Consider the following 17,838-nt stretch of genomic DNA (forward strand, 5'->3'; position numbering starts at 1 on the left):
CGTGCGACGCCGGCCGGCGGCGACTCCGATCCCGGCCGTGACAGCGTCCACGAGGTCCTGGTCCGGTCAGAACTCGGAGCTTGCGGCGGCCGTTCACCGGTCCATGTCCAAGAGGAGCAGCCGGCCCGGCCACTGCGCTTCGGGTACGCGGGCCGAACCGTTCCGTGGACAAAAGCCCCGGCCGCGCCCGGCGGTTCAGCCCGTGAGGGTGTTGAGCCAGCCGGTCAGCAGACGGTTGGTCTCCTCGGGACGTTCCTGCTGGATCCAGTGGCCGCAGCCCTCTATGAGGTGGGAGGCGGTCAGGCCGGGGAGGGTGGTGGGGAAGGCATCGACAGCGTCGGACATCCAGGTGGTGGAGGCGTCCAGAGCGCCGCCGATGAACAGGGACGGCTGCTTGATCGGGGCGCCGCGGTGGGGGGCGAGATCTTCCCAGTCGCGGTCCATGTTGCGGTAGCGGTTGAGGGCGCCGGTCAGACCTGTGCGCTCGAACTCACCGGCGTAGACGTCGAGTTCCTCCTCGGTCAGCCAGGCCGGGAGCGGTCCGGCGGGGAAGCGGTCGCGCAGCCGGCCGCCGTGGGCGACGAAGTGCGGGTCGGGCTCGCCCCGGGCGGGCATGGTGTCGGCGGACAGGGCGGCGTAGAAGCCCGCGAGCCAGCCCCGCACGTCGGGCTCGATCTCCGTCTCAGCGCGGCCGGGCTCCTGGAAGTAGGAGACGTAGAACTCCTGCTCGGGGCCGCCGATCCGGCCGAAGATGCCGGTGGGACGGGGGCCGCCGGGTGGCGCGTACGGGACGCTCAGCAGGGCGACGGCCCGGAAGACCTCGGGGTGGAGCAGGGCGGAGGTGGCGGCGATGTTGGAGCCCCAGTCGTGGCCGACGACCACCGCGCTCTCCTCGCCGAGGGCACGGACGACGGCGACGTTGTCCTCCACCAGGTCCAGCATCCGGTAGGCGTCGGTCTCCGCAGGCTTGGAGGAGCGGCCGTAGCCGCGCACGTCGATCGCCACCGCCCGGTAGCCGGCCGCGGCGAGGGCAGGGAGCTGGCGGCGCCAGGAGTACCAGGACTCGGGGAAGCCGTGCACGAGCAGAACCAGCGGGCCGGTGCCCTGCTCGACCAGGTGGAGGCGCCCGGCCGGGGCTTCGACGGTGCGGTGGCGGAGCACGGCGGGCGACTCGGGCTGCATGGGGCTTCTCCTCGGTTCGCGGGTGAGTGCGGGTACGCATCGATCATGCGGCGCGGCGACCGTCCACCGCGATTGCCCTTGCCCATCTGGCAAACTTGCAGGACAGGATGGTGGAGCGGCACGTCCGGAAGGGGGCGGAGCGGGTGACGGGCGACGACGTGGCCGACACGCTGGCGACGATGGGCCCCCGGCTGCGGGCTGCGCGCGAACACCGCGGCTCCACGCTCACCGGCGTCAGCTGCGCGACCGGCATCTCCCCGAGCACGCTGTCCCGGATCGAGACCGGCCGGCGCAAGCCCACTCTGGAAGTGGTGCTGCAGTTGGCGAAGGAGTACGGCGTCTCCCTGGACGAGCTGGCCGGCATCGCCCCCGCCGCCGAGCCCCGCACCTCCGCGCTCCGGCGTTTCGGCGACGACAAGGCGGTGCTGCCGCTGACCCGGTACGTCGGGGGCCTGCACGCCCACAAGCACGTCCTACCCGCCGTCCAGGAGCCGCCCGCGAGGCCTCGGCAGGTCTCCCACGACGGCTGGGAATGGCTGTGCGTCCTGTACGGGCGGCTGTGGCTCGCACTCGGCGACCAGGACCTCGTCCTGAGTGCCGGGGACGTCGTCGAGTTCAACACCCGCAACCCCCACGGGGTCGCGAACGCCGGCCCCGGCGGCCCGGTCGAGTACCTGATCATGTTCGGGCCGCAGGGAGAGCGCCTGCGACCGCGCACCCCGCCCGCCCCCGGCCCCCGAGCTCGGTAGCAAGCCGCCGACGAACGGCCTGACGCCCCGGATACGCCCAGGACGTCAGCCCTCTTCCTCGTCGTCCCCAGCGGCATCGGGGGCGCGGAAGGGGCGCAGGCCCTGTTCCCGGATCTCGTCGGTGACGCCCGGCGCACCGTCCTGCAGCCGGGTGGCGGCCTCGGCCGGCGCCAGTGCCGCGCGCTCCGCGTCGGTGTGGAACGGCGCCTCGCACCACGCCGCGACGTGGTGCGGCCGCTCGTCGCTGTCACCCACCTTCTTCCCTCCGGAAATACTGGCGTAGAGGCACGCCGAGCAGCCGTTGATCTGGCTGACGCGCAGGTGTACCAGCGGCGAGCAGCTTCGGGTCGACGCCCTCGGCAGCAATCGCCTTCAAGAGGTGGTGGACCACGGTCCGCAGAAAGGTTGAACTCAGCCTCTGAGGAAACCTCACTGATTCAAACCTCAACCGTTCGCTTCGTGTCAGTATTCTTTTCCTGCCGCGCCGAAATTCCTGAGGTAGGCGGCAGGTGTGGTTCCGTAGAATGATTTGAAGTACCTGATGAAGTGGCTCGCGTCCGCGAACTGCCAGTGCGCCGCAATCTCGGACACATTGGCGTTGGCACCCCGTTGCAATAGTTCATCATGCGCCCTTTCCAGGCGTCGCCGACGAATGAAAGACATGACTGAATCATTCGATCCCGAGAAAGATCGATGCAATGTGCGTAACGACACCCCAATGAGTCGAGACACCATCACGGGAGACAGGTCTTTCTTGTCGAGATTTTTCTCGATGACATTCCTTGCGGCATGCATCGTAGCGTTCGAGTGATCCTGCATCCCCGAGGATGATCGATCGGAAAGCAACCCGGAGAAGAGGGTTGCACAGGCATCTCGCGCGATCTCCTGTGCGGCAACGGAACGGTCCAGATCGCCACTGCTTTTCTCAAGCGCTTCCAGGAAATTTTGAAGAAACCGAACCTCGGGGGTCGTGACGTCGGAAACGTACGCCTTGCCGAGGGATTTTGGTGATCCCATGCGCGACAGCACCAGCTGGCGAGGTATCGTCACGGCATGTGCCCTGGTGGCCGGCGCGCAGGTGAAATCCCAGGTCGTTCTTGCGTCACGAATGAGGATCTGGCCGGGCACAGCGGTGTGGGATACGCCGTTCCTCGTGTAGATGAGTCGACCGGAAGTCACCAAATGGGCCACGATCGGGTCCTGATCCGCATCGTTCCCGGAAATGCCGGCCAAAGAGTCGCAGTACACTCTGGCGAAGAACAGGTCGCCGAAGAGACGGCCGTTCGCCGAAAATTTAAATCCCCGATCGGCGGACGGCTGCGGAATGGTGAGACGCGCGAGATGCGCGAGCGGACCGCCTTTCCATTCCTGGGATATTCGCTGAGATTCCCTGATCTGCCGAGCCGTCAGATGTATCACACTTTTGAAATGAGTTGCGCGACCTCCCTTTACGGGAAATTTCGCGACATCTTCTATCTTTCGATTATTCATCGTCACCTCGTTTCGACACGCTGACCGGCTTCGAGCGCACTTGAACGCGGAGGGGGTGACGCAGAAACAACCCACTCGTAAAATTTCCATACTACTGGTTGCCGTTGACTCCTGTCGATAACGATCAAGGAAGTGGCATCCTGGTTCAACTTCGCACCCCTGGGCGGCATGTGATCGACGTGTCCCCCTGACGGATTCTGCGCGATCGGCACACGTCCGAACCGTGTGGGCGATGTCGGTCGCCCTGCGGTCAGCCGTCTCAGGCGCCATCGCCGCCTGCCCGCCGGCTTGGAGGACGACCGCTCCCGGTCGTCCACCGCAAGCAGGGAGGGACCGGGCGGCACCTCCGGCAATCCAGCGCCCGCGCGATCAGACTGGCTCCACGGCAGCTGGTGAGGGAACCGTGTTCGGTGGTCGGCACTGATCTTCTATACAGCCCTGAGAGCCGGCCCTTAGGTTCATGATCGGCAATGTCCCCTGCTGTGAAACGGAGTCAAGACCATGTGGGTCAAAGCGTTGACCGGTGCCACCGCGACGGCTTTGGTCGCCGGTGGAATGCTGGTCGCATCGGGAGCTCCGGCGAATGCGGCAGAATCCGACTGTGGAACGAATCAGATCTGCCTCTTCCAGGACTACAACTACGGCGGAAGAATGTTGAACATCACCAGGATCGGGGCTTGCATAGAAAATCTGAAGGGCTGGGAATTCAACGACATCACGTCGTCGGTGGTCAACAATTCCGCCACCACCATCAGGCTGTACCAGGACATCGGCCACGGTGGCAAGTATGTCAGGCTGACACCGGGTGAGAGGATCGCCAATCTCAGCAGCGTGACCATCTACAACAACGACGGTTCGTGGTTCGGCGTGAACACCTTCAACGACCGGACATCATCCACTTGCTGAGGTGACGCGGCCAGGGGTTGCAGCCGCAGCCAAGACACAAGCCCGGTCCGGTGACGCTCCATTTCGGGGTGAGCCCGAGTTGACGGAGACGGCCGTCAGGACGTGCGGGATGTGGGCCTTTCCCTGTCCTCGGCAGGCAGCGCCGCATGCCGTGTCCGTGGGCGGCGAGGGCGTGCCGGACGGTGCGGCAGAGCTGTTCGCTCCGTCATTCCGACCGCTCCGGCCAGCGCCTACCCCACTCCTTGACCACCCGGTCGCCGACGGCGAGCGACCGATACGTCCGGCCGTTCACCTCGATGCCGAGCTCCCGCCCGTCGTCGGTGCGGATGTGCATCATGTAGTGGCCCGTCGGGCCGTAGGTACCGGTCGAACTGCTGACCCCCCGGCCGGTGACCTCCCCGGTGTAGGCGTCCTTGCTCTCGCGCGACCCGCGCGCGGCGATCATCGCCAGGACCATGGCGAGCGGGCCGAAGGAGAGGAGCAGGACAAGGGTGTTCGACATGTGCGCCCCCCTGCGTCGACGATGGCACAGGCCGTCCACGGCAGCGTACCGGTCTTGTGGGCACCGGCCCAGAAGGCATATCCGGAGGGGCTGTTCGGCCCCGGTCCGGGGTCAGGGCTGACCCATGGTCCGGGTGGTGGGCGTCGTGCAGGTCACCGGAGGGTGACGGGACCGGCGAGGCCGTCACGACCGCAAGGAGGCTCCGGTTGACGGGGTGACCGGCCGAGGTCGCCCCGCATCACCGGAGCCTCGATGTGCCGACGGCCCGCCACCGTCTGCCTGATCGAGTCGCCCGGCCCCGCCGCACGCGAACCGTCCGTATGACCGGCGGCTGAGCCGAGGCCGCCGCCCGCCCGGCCGCGGACCCTGTCGGCCGCGGACCCTGTCGGCCGCGGGCCCTGTCGTACGGGATCCGCCGCACGGCCGACGGCGCCCGGATCCCCTCCCCCGCGGCCGTTCGCCCGCGGGCGCCGCCGTCCGGGGGGGGAGGTCCTCGCGAGGGGGCGTCAGGAGCCGACCGCACCCGGAACGGCAAGGGCAACGGCACAGGGCCGGGTCCGCCGAGCGCGGCCACCGGTTCCGCGACGTGGGCCCGCGTCCCCGGCACCCCGGCCACCGGGAGCGACGGGCCGGGCCGCGACTCGCCTTCGCACCCGCGCGTTCGACGGCAGGTCACCGTGGTGCCGCGACGTCGGACGGCGTCGCGGCACCGGTCGTCGGCCGCGTCGGGCTATCCGCGGCGGCCGGAGGTGAGCGGGTCGCCGGCCTCGCCGACGATGTCGGCGATCCAGGCCATGGCCTCGGGTACGTCGTAGTTGCCGGCGTGCGGCTGGTTCCAGGCGAGCCGGTAGTCCAGGTTCTCGACCTGCCGGTCGGCGGCGAGTGCCCGGTCGAGGTTGACCGGGACGGTGAACGCGGTGTCCCGGTCGCGGGTGCCGTGACGGACGTACCAGTTCGGCGCGGTGTCGGCGCGGGTGCCGATGAAGTCCATCGGATTGATCAGGTGGACCTGCTCGTCGACCGTGGTGCTCTGCTTCGCGGTGTACTGCTTCCAGGTCAGTCCGGTGTCGTCGAGGCCGCTGCCGTCGCCGGCGACGTCATTGTGGTTCCAGCCGTACTCGGTGTAGTTCAGGTATTTCCGGGTCGGCGGACCGAAGAGGTCGGTCTCGGTGCCGCTGGTGGTGTTCCCGTCGACCCCGACCGCGTCGAAGGCGGGGGTCGTCTTGAGGGTGGCCTGGGTGGCGACGAAGGCGAGGTACTTCGTCATGTCGAGGGAGCGGACCTCGCGGGTGGCGGGGTCGACGTCGATCCAGTCGTTGACGTAGGACTTGGTGGTGGGCGGGCCCCCGGGGCCGCCGGAGGTGATCTCGAAGGTGTCGCCCAGCGGCGGGACGGTGTGGGCGGGGTCGGCCTCCAGGTAGGTCTCCGCGGAGCGGACGACCTCCTTCTCGATGGTGTCGAGCATGGTCGCGGTGGTGAGCCGGGAGCCGTCGGGGTCGCGCAGCCCGAGGCTCTTCTCGTACGCCCCGAACCGGGAGGCCGTCTCCGCGGCCGCCTCGGGTGAGGGGTTGGAGTCGGTGGTGTCGCGGGTGCCCAGGACGTTGTACAGCCACTCGTAGGCGATGTCGGCGTTGCCGAGGTCGGTGATCGGGCAGTAGGCGTTGACGGCGAAGACGTCGTCGCGCAGGGTGCTGCGGCCCTCGGCGTCGACACCGGCGGCGCCGACCGCGGCCAGATAGGGGTCGTACTCGGCGCTGTTGCCGGAAGCCCCCAGGATCGACGCCAGCGCGCCGCCGCCGCTGGTGCCGTTGACGACGATGCGCTCCGCGCTGCCGGGCATGACGGCGTCGTTGAGGCGCAGGTAGCGCACCGCGGCCTTGGCGTCGGTCACCGCCGCGGGGGCCTTTCCGGGGGCCGAACCGTCGGCGCCGACCAGGCCGCGGCTGCGGTTGGCGACGTCGACGAAGACGTGACCCGCTTTCAGCGCGGCGCCGACGTTGCCGGTCGAACTGTCGTAGGAGGCGCCGGCGGTGACGCTCGCCCTGAGGTGACTGGCCTTCCAGCCGCTGTTGTTCACCGCGAAGTAGACGGGCGCCCGCTGGTCGTCGAAGGCGCTCTCGGGGACGAACACGTTCATGCTCTGGTAACCGCAGGCGGTGTCGGAGACCGTGGTGCCGCCGCCACCGGGTCCGCCGGGCTGCCGGGCCGCCGCCGCGACCGGCTTCGCGACATAGCAGATCTCCTTGTACCAGCGCACCTTCATCGGCCGGCCGTCGACGGTGACGGCGATCGTCGTGTAGGCGGCGGAGTCGAAGTCCAGCGCGGCGTCCTGCGGGTCCGCGGCACGGCCGTGATGCCGCGCGGCGGACGCACCGGCGCTCGCCACCGCGACGGAGGCCGGCACCACGGTGGCCGTGAGCGCGAGTGAGCCCGCGAGCGCCACGCCTCTCAGGAGATGTGCGCGGGGCGCCGGGCGTCCTTCCCGGGTCTCCGCCGGGTGGGTGAGTGCCTCGCGTCCAAGGGACGCGGAGTGCCGCTGCATGGGGTCTCCCCTCATCGGGTACCGAACGCTTCACCGATGCCTCGGGGTCGAGGCGTGACGCACGCTACAAGATTGTCAACAATATGCACAGCAATCTCGCGGACATTTTCGTCGCGGCTTCCGCGCGGTGCCGGACGGGGCACTCGCCGGTCAAGCGCGGGGAAGAAGGGGCGGCACGGTGGTGGGCCTCGCCAGGACCTGCTCCCTGGCCGCGCGGCATCGCCCGCACCGTTCCGGAGAAGGGCTTCCGCGCGATCGCGACCGGACACGAGAAGACCGCCGCCTCGTACGAGGCGGCGGTCGGTCTCACGTCGTTCCCGTTCCGGGCAAGGCCCGTTCGAAGACGAACCCGGGCTCGACGGGCCGGGCCGTTCCCGGCGCCGGGCGCGGACGGCGCCGCCGCGGTCGCTTCCCGCGCGGGTGGACTCCCGCCCCCGCCCCGCGGCACAGGGCGGGGACCCCGCATCCGTCTCCCGGGAGGCGGGCGGTCGGGTGCACCGGCCTCCCGTGCGCGTACGCACGGACGTGAGCAGGTGTCAGACGTACGGGGGTTGCGGCGGTGCGCCGGGCGTACGGGGCCGCCCGAACCACTGGATCGCCGAGCGCTGGGTGAGCAGCACGACCACGGCGACGGCAGCGCCGAGCGCGAGGACGCCCCCGAAGTCGTGGTTCGCCGCGGCGCCCATGCCGGCGAGGATCTGCAGGACGGCCAGCACGACGGAGGCGACCCGGACGCCGTTGCCCGCCTTCGGGTAGAGGAAGGCGAGGACGCAGAGCACGAGCGCCGTCAGATACCCCGCCAGGGAACGTCCGGCGGCCTCCGCGCCGACCGTGGCGCCCGTGACGACGGTGAGCAGCACTCCGAGTCCCGCGACGGCGAAATTCACCACCTGAGCGCCCCGCACGGAGGCGGGCATGGCGGGCGGGAAGGGCGGAGCAAACGGTTGGGGGTGCCGGCCCCATGTCCCCGGCCCGTACGGTCCGGGAGCGCCGTGAGGGCCAGGGACACCATAGGGTCCGGGGCCGTACGCGGCCTGGGGAGGGGGAGGTGGAGGGCCGGCAGGGATGTTCGGAACCTGCTGCGCCGGGGGCTGGGGCGGCCGGTACGGGCCCTGCGGGCCGGGCTCCGCGGGTCGGGCGTTCGACATGATCCGCACTGTAGCGACGAGCGGACCGGGCACGTCCGTCCGGGGGGTGGTGAGGAGGCGGCGTTCTCACCTCGCACCGTTCGGCCGGGCCGGCAGGCACCGCTCGATGTCGCGCGCTCGGACCGCCGGCGCGCGGCCTGTCGGTGCGCACGACGCCCCGGGCCGGCCGGGCCTCCCGCGCTCACGCGCTCGGCGCGTTCCGGGGCGGAGGGCCGGGCGGGGGCCGGGGCGACGGCGGACCGAGAGCTGCGGCCCGGGGCCAGGTCGCAGGCCAGGTCGCAGGCGCGGTCGTGGTCGCCGGTCGGCGAGGTCACGAACCCTCCGTGAACGCGATGGCGTGGTCGACGGCCCACTGTCGAAACGTTCGCGGTGCCCTCCCGAGGACGTCGGCCACTGTAGTGGTGATGTGTGCGGGCTGTCCGACCGCCGCGCTCCACGCGGCGAGCAGCATGTCGACGGCCGAGCCGGGCACCGTGCCCTCCCACAGACGTCGGAACTCGTCCGGCGTCATCTCCTCGAATGCGATCCGGCGCCCCAGGGCGTCACCGATGACGTCCACCTGCGCGGCCAGGGTCAGCGATTCGGGGCCGGTGAGGACGTAGTCGCCTCCGACGTGTCCGTCCTGGTGGAGGGTCCGCGCCGCGACGGCCGCGATGTCGCGGTCGTCGACCGGTGCCGACTCGGCAGCGCCGTGAGGCCATCGGACGACTTCGCCGGCCCGGATCGCGGGCGCCCACCAAGCCAGCGAGTTCGACGCGAACATCCCCGGCCGGATGATCGTCGACTCGAGTCCGGTGGCCCCGACGAGCCGTTCGATGCCGGCGTGCAGCACCGCCATGGGATTGGGCTGCTGGAAGAAGGGGTGCGGCGTCCGGTGCGGGGAGGAGAGGAGGACGACCCGCCGCACGTGGGCCGCCAGCCGCTCGACGACCGCCTCCGCGGTCCGAGGCGGGGCGGTCCAGACGAGGAAGACCGCGCCGGCGCCACTCAACGCCGGGTCGAGCGACTCGGGCACGGTGAGGTCACCGGCGAAGACCTCGACCTTCGCCGGCAGCGTCGCCGCCGCCGCGGAACGACGGGTGAGGGCACGGACCGGCACGCCCGCGTCGAGGAGCCGGTCGACGACGAGGCGGCCGACCCGGCCCGTCGCGCCGGTGACGAGCACGGGAGGAATGCCTGTCTGATGCATGCCGCCATGAAAACTTTACTCGGTTAAAAAAGCAACTCGGTAACGAATGTTACGGTGGTCGGATGAGCGAGTCGACGGGACTGCGGGCCCGCAAGAAGGAGCGGACGCGCGACGCCATCGGAGAGGCGGCCGTCTCGCTGTTCCTGGAGCACGGCTTCGACAGCGTCTCGGTCAACGACGTCGCCGCGGCGGCCGAGATCTCCAAACCGACTCTCTTCCGGTACTTCCCCACCAAGGAAGACCTGGTGCTGTACCGGTTCGCGGATCACCAGGGCGAGGCGGCACGCGTCGTACGTGACCGTGCGTCGGGCATCGAGCCGGTGACGGCGCTGCACCGGCACTTCCGGGCCGGCCTCGACCGGTACGACCCCGTCACCGGCCTCAGTGACCATCCCGAGGTGGTGGCGTTCCATCGGCTGGTGTTCACCACACCGAGCCTGGCGGGACGGCTCACGCGGTACCGGCTCGAGGACGAGGAGGCACTGGCGGACGCCCTCGGCGAAGGCATCCGGGCACGCCTGCTGGCCGCCCAGGTGCTCGCGGTCCAACGGGTGCTCGCCCGGGCCAACTGGCAGAAGATCGTCGACGGTCGCACCGCCCACGACGTCCACCCCGAAGCCGTGGCCGATGCCGACCAGGCATTCGGCCAACTGCCGTGACAGGCGGCTGAACGACATCGGGTCGCGGTCGGGTTCCCCACGCGAGGGGAACAGCTGCGCCACGACAGGGCCCCTCCGCCCGTCGGCGCGCCGAGGGGAATCACCACGCCGACGACGAGGGGCCCCGCCTCGCCGTCGGTCCGCCGGTGGCTCCGCCCGTGATCCGCCGGACAAGTGCCTAACGCGTGGGGGGCGGTTCCTCCGCCTGGCGTGCCCGCTGGGTGGTGCTCTTGCGGCGGCCGCGTTGTCGCGGCGGCGGGGGCGTGAGTTCGGCGCGGAGGGTCTCGATGCGCTCCCCGTCGAAGTGGACCGCGGGGTCCGCCTCGACGAACGTCATGGCGATCCCGGCGAGCGCGAGGGCGGGCTGGTTCCAGTCGGCGGGTGCGGGCGCGCCGAACGGGTCGGCGTGGACGGTACGGGTGGCCAGTTCCGGGCTGGTCGGCGCCATGACGACCATGCCCCGGATGGCCGCGGTGGTCAGCCGGGCCACGTCGGTGAACGTGACCCCCAGATCGGGCCGGAGACGGCAGCCCAGCAGCCCGGCGATCCGTTCGTAGGCGGTGGCCAGTCCGGCGGCCATGTCGGCCTCGGACTTCCGCAGGGATGCCTGGATCTCCGTCCGCAACTCGCTGTCGGCCAGGCTCAGGAAGGTGGCCTGCAGGGCGAGGTAGGTGCGCCACTCCGGGGAGTCGGAGAAGATCTGGAGCTCCTCGAGCGCCCCCTGGCGCAGCACCTCCGCCACCAGGGCGGTCCGCAGTCCGGGCCGCGTCAACCAGTCCAGGTGGTCGAGGATGACCTGGTGGACCGCCTCGGTCGCGACCGGGTTGGACACGCTGATGACGGGACTGGCGCCCCTGGCCAGTTCCTTCAGCAGGTCGCTGAAGAACAGGTCCTTGTAGGGCCAGCGGCGGTAGGCGGCGCTGCGCGCGACGCTGGCGTGGCGGATGACGTCCTCGAAGCTGATGTGGTCCAGCCCCACGGTCAGGCCAGAGCTGTTGATCATGCTCATCGCGGCCTGGAGCATGCGTTGTTCGGTTTCCTCGTCCGACAGCCTGCGCCGTCGGCGGGAGAGCCCGGACCCCATGGATGGCACATCGGCCAAGTCGTTCACCCCTCATGGTCATCACGTCGACAGCACGTTACGCCGATTCGGCGGGCGAGGACCGGACCCTGGGATGTTGACCCTCGACACCGACTCTTGATACTCAGAATTCTGAACATGGAGTCTCAACCATGGTGTCGTCGCCGACGACGGTCACCGACGACAGGAGGGATCAGCGGATGGGCGCAGACACACCCACGCCGACGGCTGAGGCGTCTTCCCCGGCGGACGCGCCCGGACACCGCTTACGGGGGGCGCCCTGGGTGACCCTCGTGATCGTCAGCCTCGGCGTGATGATGACCGACCTCGACATGACGATCGTCGCCATCGCCAACCCGGTGATCAAGGAGGATCTGGACGCCTCGCTGGCCGACGTCCAGTGGGTCACCAACGGCTACCTGCTGGCCCTGGCCGGCTTCCTGATCCCGGCCGGCCGGCTCGGCGACCGCTTCGGCCACCGCCGTGCGTTCCTGGTCGGCGTGACCGGCTTCACCCTCTGCTCGCTCGGCATCGGGCTCTCCGGCGACGTCGGGCTGGTCATCGCCCTGCGCGTGTTCCAGGGACTGTCCGGCGCCCTGCTGATGCCGGCCGCCCTCGCCGTGCTGCGCGCCACCTTCTCCGCCGAACGCCTCCCGGTCGCCCTCGGCGTCTACGGCGTGGTGATCGGCGCCTCCACCGCGGCCGGCCCCATCGTCGGCGGGCTGCTGGTGGAGCACGTCAACTGGCAGTCGGTGTTCTTCCTCAACGTCCCCATCGGGGCGGGCGTCGTCGTCGCGGGCCTCCTGCTGCTGGCCCGCCACGCACCGGAGCGGGTCCCCCGCTCCTTCGACCCGCCCGGCGTGGTGCTGCTGTGCACGGCGATGTTCTGCCTGGTCTACGCGCTGATCAAAGCGGACGAGCTCCGCCACGGCGACACCGGGACCTGGCTCCTCCTGGCGGCCGCGGCGGTCCTGTTCGTGCTGTTCGTCATCCGGGAGAACACGGCACGCGAACCGTTCCTGCCGCTGAGCCTGTTCCGCTCCCGCTCCCTGTCGGCCGGAACCGTACTGGCCACCCTCATGGCCTTCGCGCTGATCGGCGGGCTGTTCTTCATCACGTTCTACCTGCAGAACGTGCACGGCATGGGTCCCGCGGAAGCCGGGCGGCATCTGCTCCCGCTCACCGCCATCATGATCGTCGGCTCCCCGTTGGCCGGACAGCTGATCTCCCGGCTGGGCCCGCGGTTCCCCATGCTCGGCGGCATGCTGATCACCTCCGTCGCCCTGTTCGGGCTGGGCAGGCTCACCGCCGACTCCTCGACCCTGACCACCTCCCTGTGGTTCGTCCTGCTCGGCCTGGGACTGGCGCCGGTCGTGGTGGGGTCCACCGGTGTGATCGTCGGCAACGCGCCCGAGGAGCTGTCCGGTCTGGCCGGCGGACTCCAGCAGTCGGCCCTCCAGGTCGGCGGCAGCCTCGGCACCGCCGTACTCGGCGCCCTGGTGGCGACCAGGGTCGGCGACGACCTCCCGGACCGCTGGGCCGACGCCGGACTGCCCACACCGTCCGGAGCCCAGCTGCGCCAGGCGTCCGACGCCATATCGGTGGGACAGGCCCCCGTCCCCGCCGACGCGCCCCCGGCGCTCGCCGAGAGGATCACCGCCCTCACCCAGGACGTCTTCCTGTCCGGCATGCGACTGGCCTTCACCACGGCGGCCGCGGTCGCCCTCCTCGGCGCCCTGCTGGCCCTGCTCGTCACCCGGACCAGCGACGAAACCGCACCCGGGGAGAAGGCCGGCGCGACGGCCGGCCCGACGGGATCCAGCCGCGAGACGGCCGCTCCCGAGCACTGACGCCCGACGCCGTTCCGTCCCCCCGCCGTTCCCCTCTGTGGACAGGAGTGCCCTCCATGGCAGACCAGGTCGACTGCACACCCGCTCTTCTCTCCTACGTACGGGCCGTCTCCCTGCGCGAGGACCCCGTACTGGCCGCCCTCCGCGAGGAGACCCAGGCCCTTCCGATGGGCTCCGCCCTGCAGGTGATGGCGGAGGAAGGCCAGTTGCTGGCCCTGCTGGTCCGGCTCACCGGGGCCCGGGAGGTCCTGGAGATCGGCACGTACACCGGCTACAGCACCCTGTGCATGGCCCGCGCGCTGCCGGCCGGCGGCCGGATCACCACCTGCGACATCACCGACCGCTGGCCGGAGATCGGCCGGCCCCACTGGGAGAAGGCCGGCGTGGCCGGCCGCGTCGACCTGCGGATCGGTGACGCGCGCGAGACGCTGGCCGCGCTGACCACGGAGCGGGGGGCGGAATCCGTCGACTTCGTCTTCGTCGACGCGGACAAGGCGAACTACCCCGCCTACTACGAGGCCGCGCTGGTCCTGGTGAAGCCGGGCGGCCTGATCGTCGTGGACAACACGTTGTTCTTCGGCCGGGTGGTGGACGAGGGTGCCCGGGACGGCGACACCGAAGCGGTCCGGGAACTGAACGCCCTGCTGCGCGACGACCACCGGGTGGAGCTCTCGCTCCTCCCGATGGCCGACGGGATCACCCTGGTGTACAAGAGGCGGGAGCCGTCAGATCCACCGCGGTGAGCCGCAGGGTGGAGGGCGCGGGGCGGCGCTCCGGCAGCAGGTGCAGCCGCTGGACGTCGTCCGGCCCCTCCCCGAGGGACGCTCCGCAGTCGCAGGCGTCGTCGGTGAAACCGGCGAACCGGTAGGCGACCTCCATCATGCGGTTGCGGTCGGTGGGCCGGAAGTCGGCGACCAGGTGGACGCCGGCCCGTGCGGCCTGGTCGGTCAGCCAGTTCAGCAGGGCCGCGCCCGCCCCGAAGGAGACCACCCGGCACGAGGTGGCCAGCAGTCTGAGGTGCCACACCCGGGCGTGCCGCTCCAGCAGGAGCACGCCCACCGCACCGTGCGGGCCGAACCGGTCGGACATCGTGGTGACCAGCACCTCGTGGTCCGGATCGGTCAGCAGACCGCGCAGCACGGCGTCCGGGTAGTGGACGCCGGTGGCGTTCATCTGGCTGGTGCGCAGGGTGAGTTCCTCGACCCGGGAGAGTTCCTCGTCCCCCGCGCGGCCGACGGTCATCTCCAGCTCCAGGGAGCGCAGGAACTCCTCGTCGGGCCCCTTGAACCCGGCCTGCTCGGCCTCGCGGCGGAAACCCGCCTGGTACATGGCGCGGCGCCGGACCGAGTCCACCGTCACCGTCGCCGGGCTGAACTCCGGCAAGCCGGTCAGTTCCAGCGCCTGGTCCGCGCGGTAGCAGCGCACCTCGGGCAGCTTGTGGGCCACCTCGGCGCGCTCGTACGGCTGGTCGTCGATGAAGGCGACGGTGCGGTGCGCGAACCGCAGCCGCTCGGCGATCCCGGCCACCGCCTCGGACTTGGGGCCCCAGCCGATCCTGGGCACGACGAAGTACCCGGCGATCCCCAGCTCCTCCAGGCGTTCCCAGGCCGGCCCGAAGTCGTTCTTGCTGGCGACCGACTGCAGGACGCCCCGGGCGTCCAGGGTCCTGATCACCTCGCGGACCCCGTCGGTCAGCCGTACGTCGCCGTCCTCCGACAGGGTCCCCTGCCACAGGGTGTCGTCCAGGTCCCAGACGAGACACTTCACCAGGGCCGGCTCATCGGCCATCCGTTCCTCCCGGGGCGCTGTCCGCGCCGGTGCGGCCGTACTCGGCGACGACGTACCGGGCGAGGAGGGTCTGGCAGATCTCGTTGCTCCCCTCGATGATCTCCATCAGCTTGGCGTCCCGGTAGGCGCGGGCCACCACATGGCCGTCCTGCGCCCCCGCGGAGGCCAGCACCTGCACCGCGGACGCCGCGCCGGCGGCGGCGCGGGTCGCGGCGGTGTGCTTGGCCAGCACCGCCTCCGTCGCGGTCTGCGGGGCGCCGGTGTCCCAGGCGCGCGAGGCCTGCTCGCAGGCGTGGGCCGCCGCGCGCTCCGACACCAGCAGCTCCGCCAGGTGCCGTGCCACCAGCTGGTGCTCGGCGAGCGGGCGGCCGAACTGCTCCCGGGTGGCGGCATGGGTGCTCGCGGCCCGCAGACAGGCGCGCAGGATGCCCACGCAGCCCCAGGCGACCGACATGCGCCCGTAGGTCAGCGCGCTGGTCATCACCATGGAGCTCATCATGGCGGTGTCGCCGAGGACCCGGTCGGCGGGCAGCCGCACGCCGTCGAAGAACAGGTCGGCGTGGCCGGCCGCCCGGCACCCCATCGGGTTGACGGCCTTCTCGATCCGTACCCCCGGGGCGTCGGCCGGTACGGCGACGAAGGCGACGCCGTCCTCCAGACGGCCGAGGACCAGGAGCAGGTCCGCGTAGCACCCGACGGTGATCCACCGCTTCCGCCCGTCCACCACCACGCTGTCGCCCTCGCGGCGGATCGTCGTGCGGACGGCGGACAGGTCGCTGCCCGCCCCGGGTTCGGCGAAGCCGACGGCCGCGAGGCCTCCTGCGGTCAGCTCGGGCAGGAAGGTCCGTCGCTGTTCCGGGGTGCCGAGCCGCTGGACGGTCCAGGCCGCCATCCCCTGCGAGGTCATCACGCTGCGCAGGGAGCTGCACAGGCTCCCCACGTACGCGGTGAACTCCCCGTTGTCCCGGCTGGTGGCGCCGATGCCGCCGTACTCGGCCGGCACCTGGGCGCACAGCACCCCCTGACCGCCGATCTTGCGCAGCACGTCGAGGGGGATCTCGCCCGCCAGGTCCCAGTCGCCGGCGCCGGTCTCCGCCAGGGCGCGGACCAGCGGGCGACTCTCGGAGAGGCGGTCAGCCACGGTCCGCCGCCTCCGCGCCGCGCAGCCGTGTCACCAGCGCGGCCATGCCGCGGGGGGTGCGGAAGTTGTCCAGCCGCAGGTCACGGCCGCCCACCGTGATGCCGTAGGTCTGCTCCAGGTGGATCACCAGTTCCATGGCGAACATCGAGGTGACCAGCCCGGAGTCGAAGATGTCCTGGTCGGCGGCGACCGACGTGGCGAGCCGGTTCGCCAGGTACTCCAGGAGTTCCTTCTCCACGTCCTCCGGGGTCGCCGGGGCCGTGCCGGCGGTCCGTTCACTCATGGCCTTGCCTTCCGTAGTCGTAGAACCCCCTGCCGGACTTCCGGCCGAGGGCGCCTTCCTTGACCTTCTTCAGCAGCAGTTCCGCCGGCCGGCACCGCTCGTCGCCGGTCCGCTCGTACAGGGCGGAGAGGGCGTCGGCGAGGTTGTCCAGGCCGATCAGGTCGGCGGTGCGCAGCGGGCCGGTCCGGTGGCCGAGGCAGCCCTCCATCAGCTGATCGACCGTGGTGGCGTCGGCGGTGCCCTGCTCGACGACCCGCACCGCGTCGTTGATCATCGGGTGGAGCAGCCTGCTGGTGACGAAGCCGGGTGAGTCCGCCACCACCAGTCCCCGTCGGCCGAGGGCCGTCAGCAGGGCCGCGACCGACCGCAGCGTCCGCTCCGAGGTCCGCGGTCCGCGCACCACCTCGACCAGTTCGATGAGGTAGGTCGGGTTCATGAAGTGGGCGCCGACGAGCTCCTCCGGCCGGGCCACCGCGCCGGCCAGCTCGTCGACGGGGATGCCGGAGGTGTTGGTGATCAGCGGAGTGCCCGGACGGAGTCCGGCCGAGACCTGGGCGAGCACCTCCTTCTTCACGCGGGTCGACTCGACGACGGCCTCGATCACGGCGGTCACCGCGTCGGTGCCGGGCTCGTCGGTGAGGGACCGTGTCGTCACCAGCTCCCCCGGCTCGACGTCCGGGGGCAGCGCGCCCAGGAGCCGGGCGTGCCGGAGCTGGTGGTGGATGCGGGGGACGGCCCGGTCGAGAGCCGTCCCGTCGATGTCGGCCAGCATCACCGGAACGCCACGGCCGATCGCCAGGGTGGCGATGTTCGCACCCATGACGCCCGCGCCCAGGACGGCGAGCCGGTGCCGTGCGGGGTGGTCGGGGTCTTCCGGCACGGGTCCTCCTCACGTCCGCACGCCGGCGGTACGGGACCGTCCCGGCGTGACGGTTTCATGTTCCATCGGAACATCGGTAATTCGCATCAGGACGGAAAAGAAAAAGGGAAACGAGTGCCCGCGGTCCCGGCGAATCCTGACGACCGAGGGCTCGCACGCGGGAAAGCACGGCCCAAAGGGCCCTCATCGGGTGGCGGGCGTGACGGTGCGCCTCATGGAAACACCGGGCCGCCCGATCCCGCAAGGGCGTCGTCCGCGGACCGCGCGAACGGTGGCCCCGACGGCGCCACGCGTTCCGACAACCACCAAGTGAGCGTGGTTGTCGGGGTGTTCAACCACCCAAGCTGGACAGTTGAACATCGCGGGAGCCGAACGGCCCTTGCGGAAAAGACCGAAGGATGCACGTGCGATCCGCGCTTGGAAAGCGCGAGTTCAGGGCGCAATACT

The 17,838-nt window shown here is 70.7% G+C and carries 17 protein-coding genes; 5 read left to right on the plus strand and 12 right to left on the minus strand.

The features are described from left to right. Positions 1-195: 195 nt before the first annotated feature. A complete protein-coding gene (locus tag ACZ5FU_RS28075) occupies positions 196-1,182 on the minus strand; it encodes an alpha/beta fold hydrolase (protein ID WP_451530549.1) in 987 nt (328 codons plus the stop codon). A 143-nt stretch (positions 1,183-1,325) separates the two neighbouring features. Between ACZ5FU_RS28075 and ACZ5FU_RS28080 the strand changes: the two genes are divergently transcribed. Then, positions 1,326-1,931 (plus strand): helix-turn-helix domain-containing protein, encoded by a 606-nt coding sequence (locus ACZ5FU_RS28080; RefSeq protein WP_451530550.1) that lies wholly within the window; start codon positions 1,326-1,328, stop codon positions 1,929-1,931. Positions 1,932-1,976: 45 nt separating this feature from the next. On the opposite strand, the gene ACZ5FU_RS28085 is transcribed toward ACZ5FU_RS28080, so the two are convergent. After that, on the minus strand, positions 1,977-2,297 hold the full coding sequence (locus ACZ5FU_RS28085; RefSeq protein ID WP_451530551.1) for a carboxymuconolactone decarboxylase family protein: 321 nt from the start codon (positions 2,295-2,297) through the stop codon (positions 1,977-1,979). A gap of 96 nt (positions 2,298-2,393) precedes the next feature. After that, entirely contained in the window at positions 2,394-3,422 is a 1,029-nt protein-coding gene (locus tag ACZ5FU_RS28090; protein WP_469047278.1) for a helix-turn-helix domain-containing protein, read from the minus strand. Positions 3,423-3,923: 501 nt separating this feature from the next. On the opposite strand from ACZ5FU_RS28090, the gene ACZ5FU_RS28095 reads away from it, so the two are divergent. After that, positions 3,924-4,328, plus strand: coding sequence for a peptidase inhibitor family I36 protein (locus tag ACZ5FU_RS28095; protein WP_451530553.1), 405 nt, complete (start codon positions 3,924-3,926; stop codon positions 4,326-4,328). Between the two features lie 205 nt (positions 4,329-4,533). Here the strand turns inward: ACZ5FU_RS28095 and ACZ5FU_RS28100 are convergent, their stop codons facing one another. The 4 genes from ACZ5FU_RS28100 to ACZ5FU_RS28115 form a co-directional block, all read right to left on the minus strand. Then, complete coding sequence (locus ACZ5FU_RS28100) at positions 4,534-4,830, minus strand: DUF7489 domain-containing protein (protein WP_451778622.1); 297 nt, start codon at positions 4,828-4,830, stop codon at positions 4,534-4,536. A 730-nt stretch (positions 4,831-5,560) separates the two neighbouring features. Further along, positions 5,561-7,273 (minus strand): subtype B tannase, encoded by a 1,713-nt coding sequence (locus tag ACZ5FU_RS28105; protein ID WP_469047280.1) that lies wholly within the window; start codon positions 7,271-7,273, stop codon positions 5,561-5,563. A 635-nt stretch (positions 7,274-7,908) separates the two neighbouring features. Further along, positions 7,909-8,289 (minus strand): hypothetical protein, encoded by a 381-nt coding sequence (locus ACZ5FU_RS28110; RefSeq protein ID WP_451530556.1) that lies wholly within the window; start codon positions 8,287-8,289, stop codon positions 7,909-7,911. 541 nt (positions 8,290-8,830) lie between these two features. Further along, positions 8,831-9,709, minus strand: coding sequence for an NAD(P)H-binding protein (locus ACZ5FU_RS28115; RefSeq protein WP_469047282.1), 879 nt, complete (start codon positions 9,707-9,709; stop codon positions 8,831-8,833). 62 nt (positions 9,710-9,771) lie between these two features. Between ACZ5FU_RS28115 and ACZ5FU_RS28120 the strand changes: the two genes are divergently transcribed. Beyond that, positions 9,772-10,368 carry a TetR/AcrR family transcriptional regulator gene (locus ACZ5FU_RS28120; RefSeq protein WP_451530558.1) on the plus strand — a complete coding sequence of 199 codons (597 nt, stop codon included), beginning with the start codon at positions 9,772-9,774 and terminating at the stop codon, positions 10,366-10,368. Positions 10,369-10,546: 178 nt separating this feature from the next. Here ACZ5FU_RS28120 and ACZ5FU_RS28125 read toward each other — a convergent pair whose 3' ends face one another. Next, a complete protein-coding gene (locus ACZ5FU_RS28125) occupies positions 10,547-11,470 on the minus strand; it encodes a hypothetical protein (protein WP_469047283.1) in 924 nt (307 codons plus the stop codon). A gap of 179 nt (positions 11,471-11,649) precedes the next feature. Here ACZ5FU_RS28125 and ACZ5FU_RS28130 point away from each other — a divergent pair, with 179 nt between their 5' ends. After that, positions 11,650-13,299 (plus strand): MFS transporter, encoded by a 1,650-nt coding sequence (locus tag ACZ5FU_RS28130; RefSeq protein WP_469047284.1) that lies wholly within the window; start codon positions 11,650-11,652, stop codon positions 13,297-13,299. A gap of 56 nt (positions 13,300-13,355) precedes the next feature. Beyond that, a complete protein-coding gene (locus ACZ5FU_RS28135; RefSeq protein ID WP_469047285.1) occupies positions 13,356-14,042 on the plus strand; it encodes an O-methyltransferase in 687 nt (228 codons plus the stop codon). On the opposite strand, the gene ACZ5FU_RS28140 is transcribed toward ACZ5FU_RS28135, so the two are convergent. From ACZ5FU_RS28140 to ACZ5FU_RS28155, 4 genes are read right to left on the minus strand one after another with little or no spacing between them, the layout of a single operon-like run. After that, positions 13,996-15,087, minus strand: coding sequence for an HAD-IIIC family phosphatase (locus ACZ5FU_RS28140; RefSeq protein WP_469047286.1), 1,092 nt, complete (start codon positions 15,085-15,087; stop codon positions 13,996-13,998). The genes ACZ5FU_RS28135 and ACZ5FU_RS28140 overlap by 47 nt on opposite strands. Then, positions 15,077-16,228, minus strand: a complete 1,152-nt coding sequence (locus ACZ5FU_RS28145) for an acyl-CoA dehydrogenase family protein (RefSeq protein ID WP_469047288.1) — start codon at positions 16,226-16,228, stop codon at positions 15,077-15,079. Before ACZ5FU_RS28145 ends, ACZ5FU_RS28140 begins: the two co-directional genes overlap by 11 nt. Continuing rightward, complete coding sequence (locus ACZ5FU_RS28150; RefSeq protein ID WP_469047290.1) at positions 16,221-16,511, minus strand: acyl carrier protein; 291 nt, start codon at positions 16,509-16,511, stop codon at positions 16,221-16,223. The genes ACZ5FU_RS28145 and ACZ5FU_RS28150 overlap by 8 nt, the downstream gene beginning before the upstream one ends. After that, positions 16,504-17,391: a 3-hydroxyacyl-CoA dehydrogenase family protein gene (locus ACZ5FU_RS28155; protein WP_469047291.1), complete on the minus strand. Its 888-nt coding sequence runs from the start codon at positions 17,389-17,391 to the stop codon at positions 16,504-16,506. The genes ACZ5FU_RS28150 and ACZ5FU_RS28155 overlap by 8 nt, the downstream gene beginning before the upstream one ends. Positions 17,392-17,838 lie beyond the last annotated feature (447 nt).

This window comes from Streptomyces sp. NPDC031554, from assembly GCF_055580685.1.

What these genes read in the sequence shown, in the direction of transcription:
- ACZ5FU_RS28150 (WP_469047290.1), bottom strand. Translation starts at nt 16,511, where the DNA reads ATGAGTGAACGGACCGCCGGCACGGCCCCGGCGACCCCGGAGGACGTG.
- ACZ5FU_RS28110 (WP_451530556.1), bottom strand. Translation starts at nt 8,289, where the DNA reads ATGCCCGCCTCCGTGCGGGGCGCTCAGGTGGTGAATTTCGCCGTCGCG.
- ACZ5FU_RS28115 (WP_469047282.1), bottom strand. Translation starts at nt 9,709, where the DNA reads ATGCATCAGACAGGCATTCCTCCCGTGCTCGTCACCGGCGCGACGGGC.
- ACZ5FU_RS28135 (WP_469047285.1), top strand. Translation starts at nt 13,356, where the DNA reads ATGGCAGACCAGGTCGACTGCACACCCGCTCTTCTCTCCTACGTACGG.
- ACZ5FU_RS28090 (WP_469047278.1), bottom strand. Translation starts at nt 3,422, where the DNA reads ATGAATAATCGAAAGATAGAAGATGTCGCGAAATTTCCCGTAAAGGGA.
- ACZ5FU_RS28130 (WP_469047284.1), top strand. Translation starts at nt 11,650, where the DNA reads ATGGGCGCAGACACACCCACGCCGACGGCTGAGGCGTCTTCCCCGGCG.
- ACZ5FU_RS28140 (WP_469047286.1), bottom strand. Translation starts at nt 15,087, where the DNA reads ATGGCCGATGAGCCGGCCCTGGTGAAGTGTCTCGTCTGGGACCTGGAC.
- ACZ5FU_RS28075 (WP_451530549.1), bottom strand. Translation starts at nt 1,182, where the DNA reads ATGCAGCCCGAGTCGCCCGCCGTGCTCCGCCACCGCACCGTCGAAGCC.
- ACZ5FU_RS28100 (WP_451778622.1), bottom strand. Translation starts at nt 4,830, where the DNA reads ATGTCGAACACCCTTGTCCTGCTCCTCTCCTTCGGCCCGCTCGCCATG.
- ACZ5FU_RS28095 (WP_451530553.1), top strand. Translation starts at nt 3,924, where the DNA reads ATGTGGGTCAAAGCGTTGACCGGTGCCACCGCGACGGCTTTGGTCGCC.
- ACZ5FU_RS28120 (WP_451530558.1), top strand. Translation starts at nt 9,772, where the DNA reads ATGAGCGAGTCGACGGGACTGCGGGCCCGCAAGAAGGAGCGGACGCGC.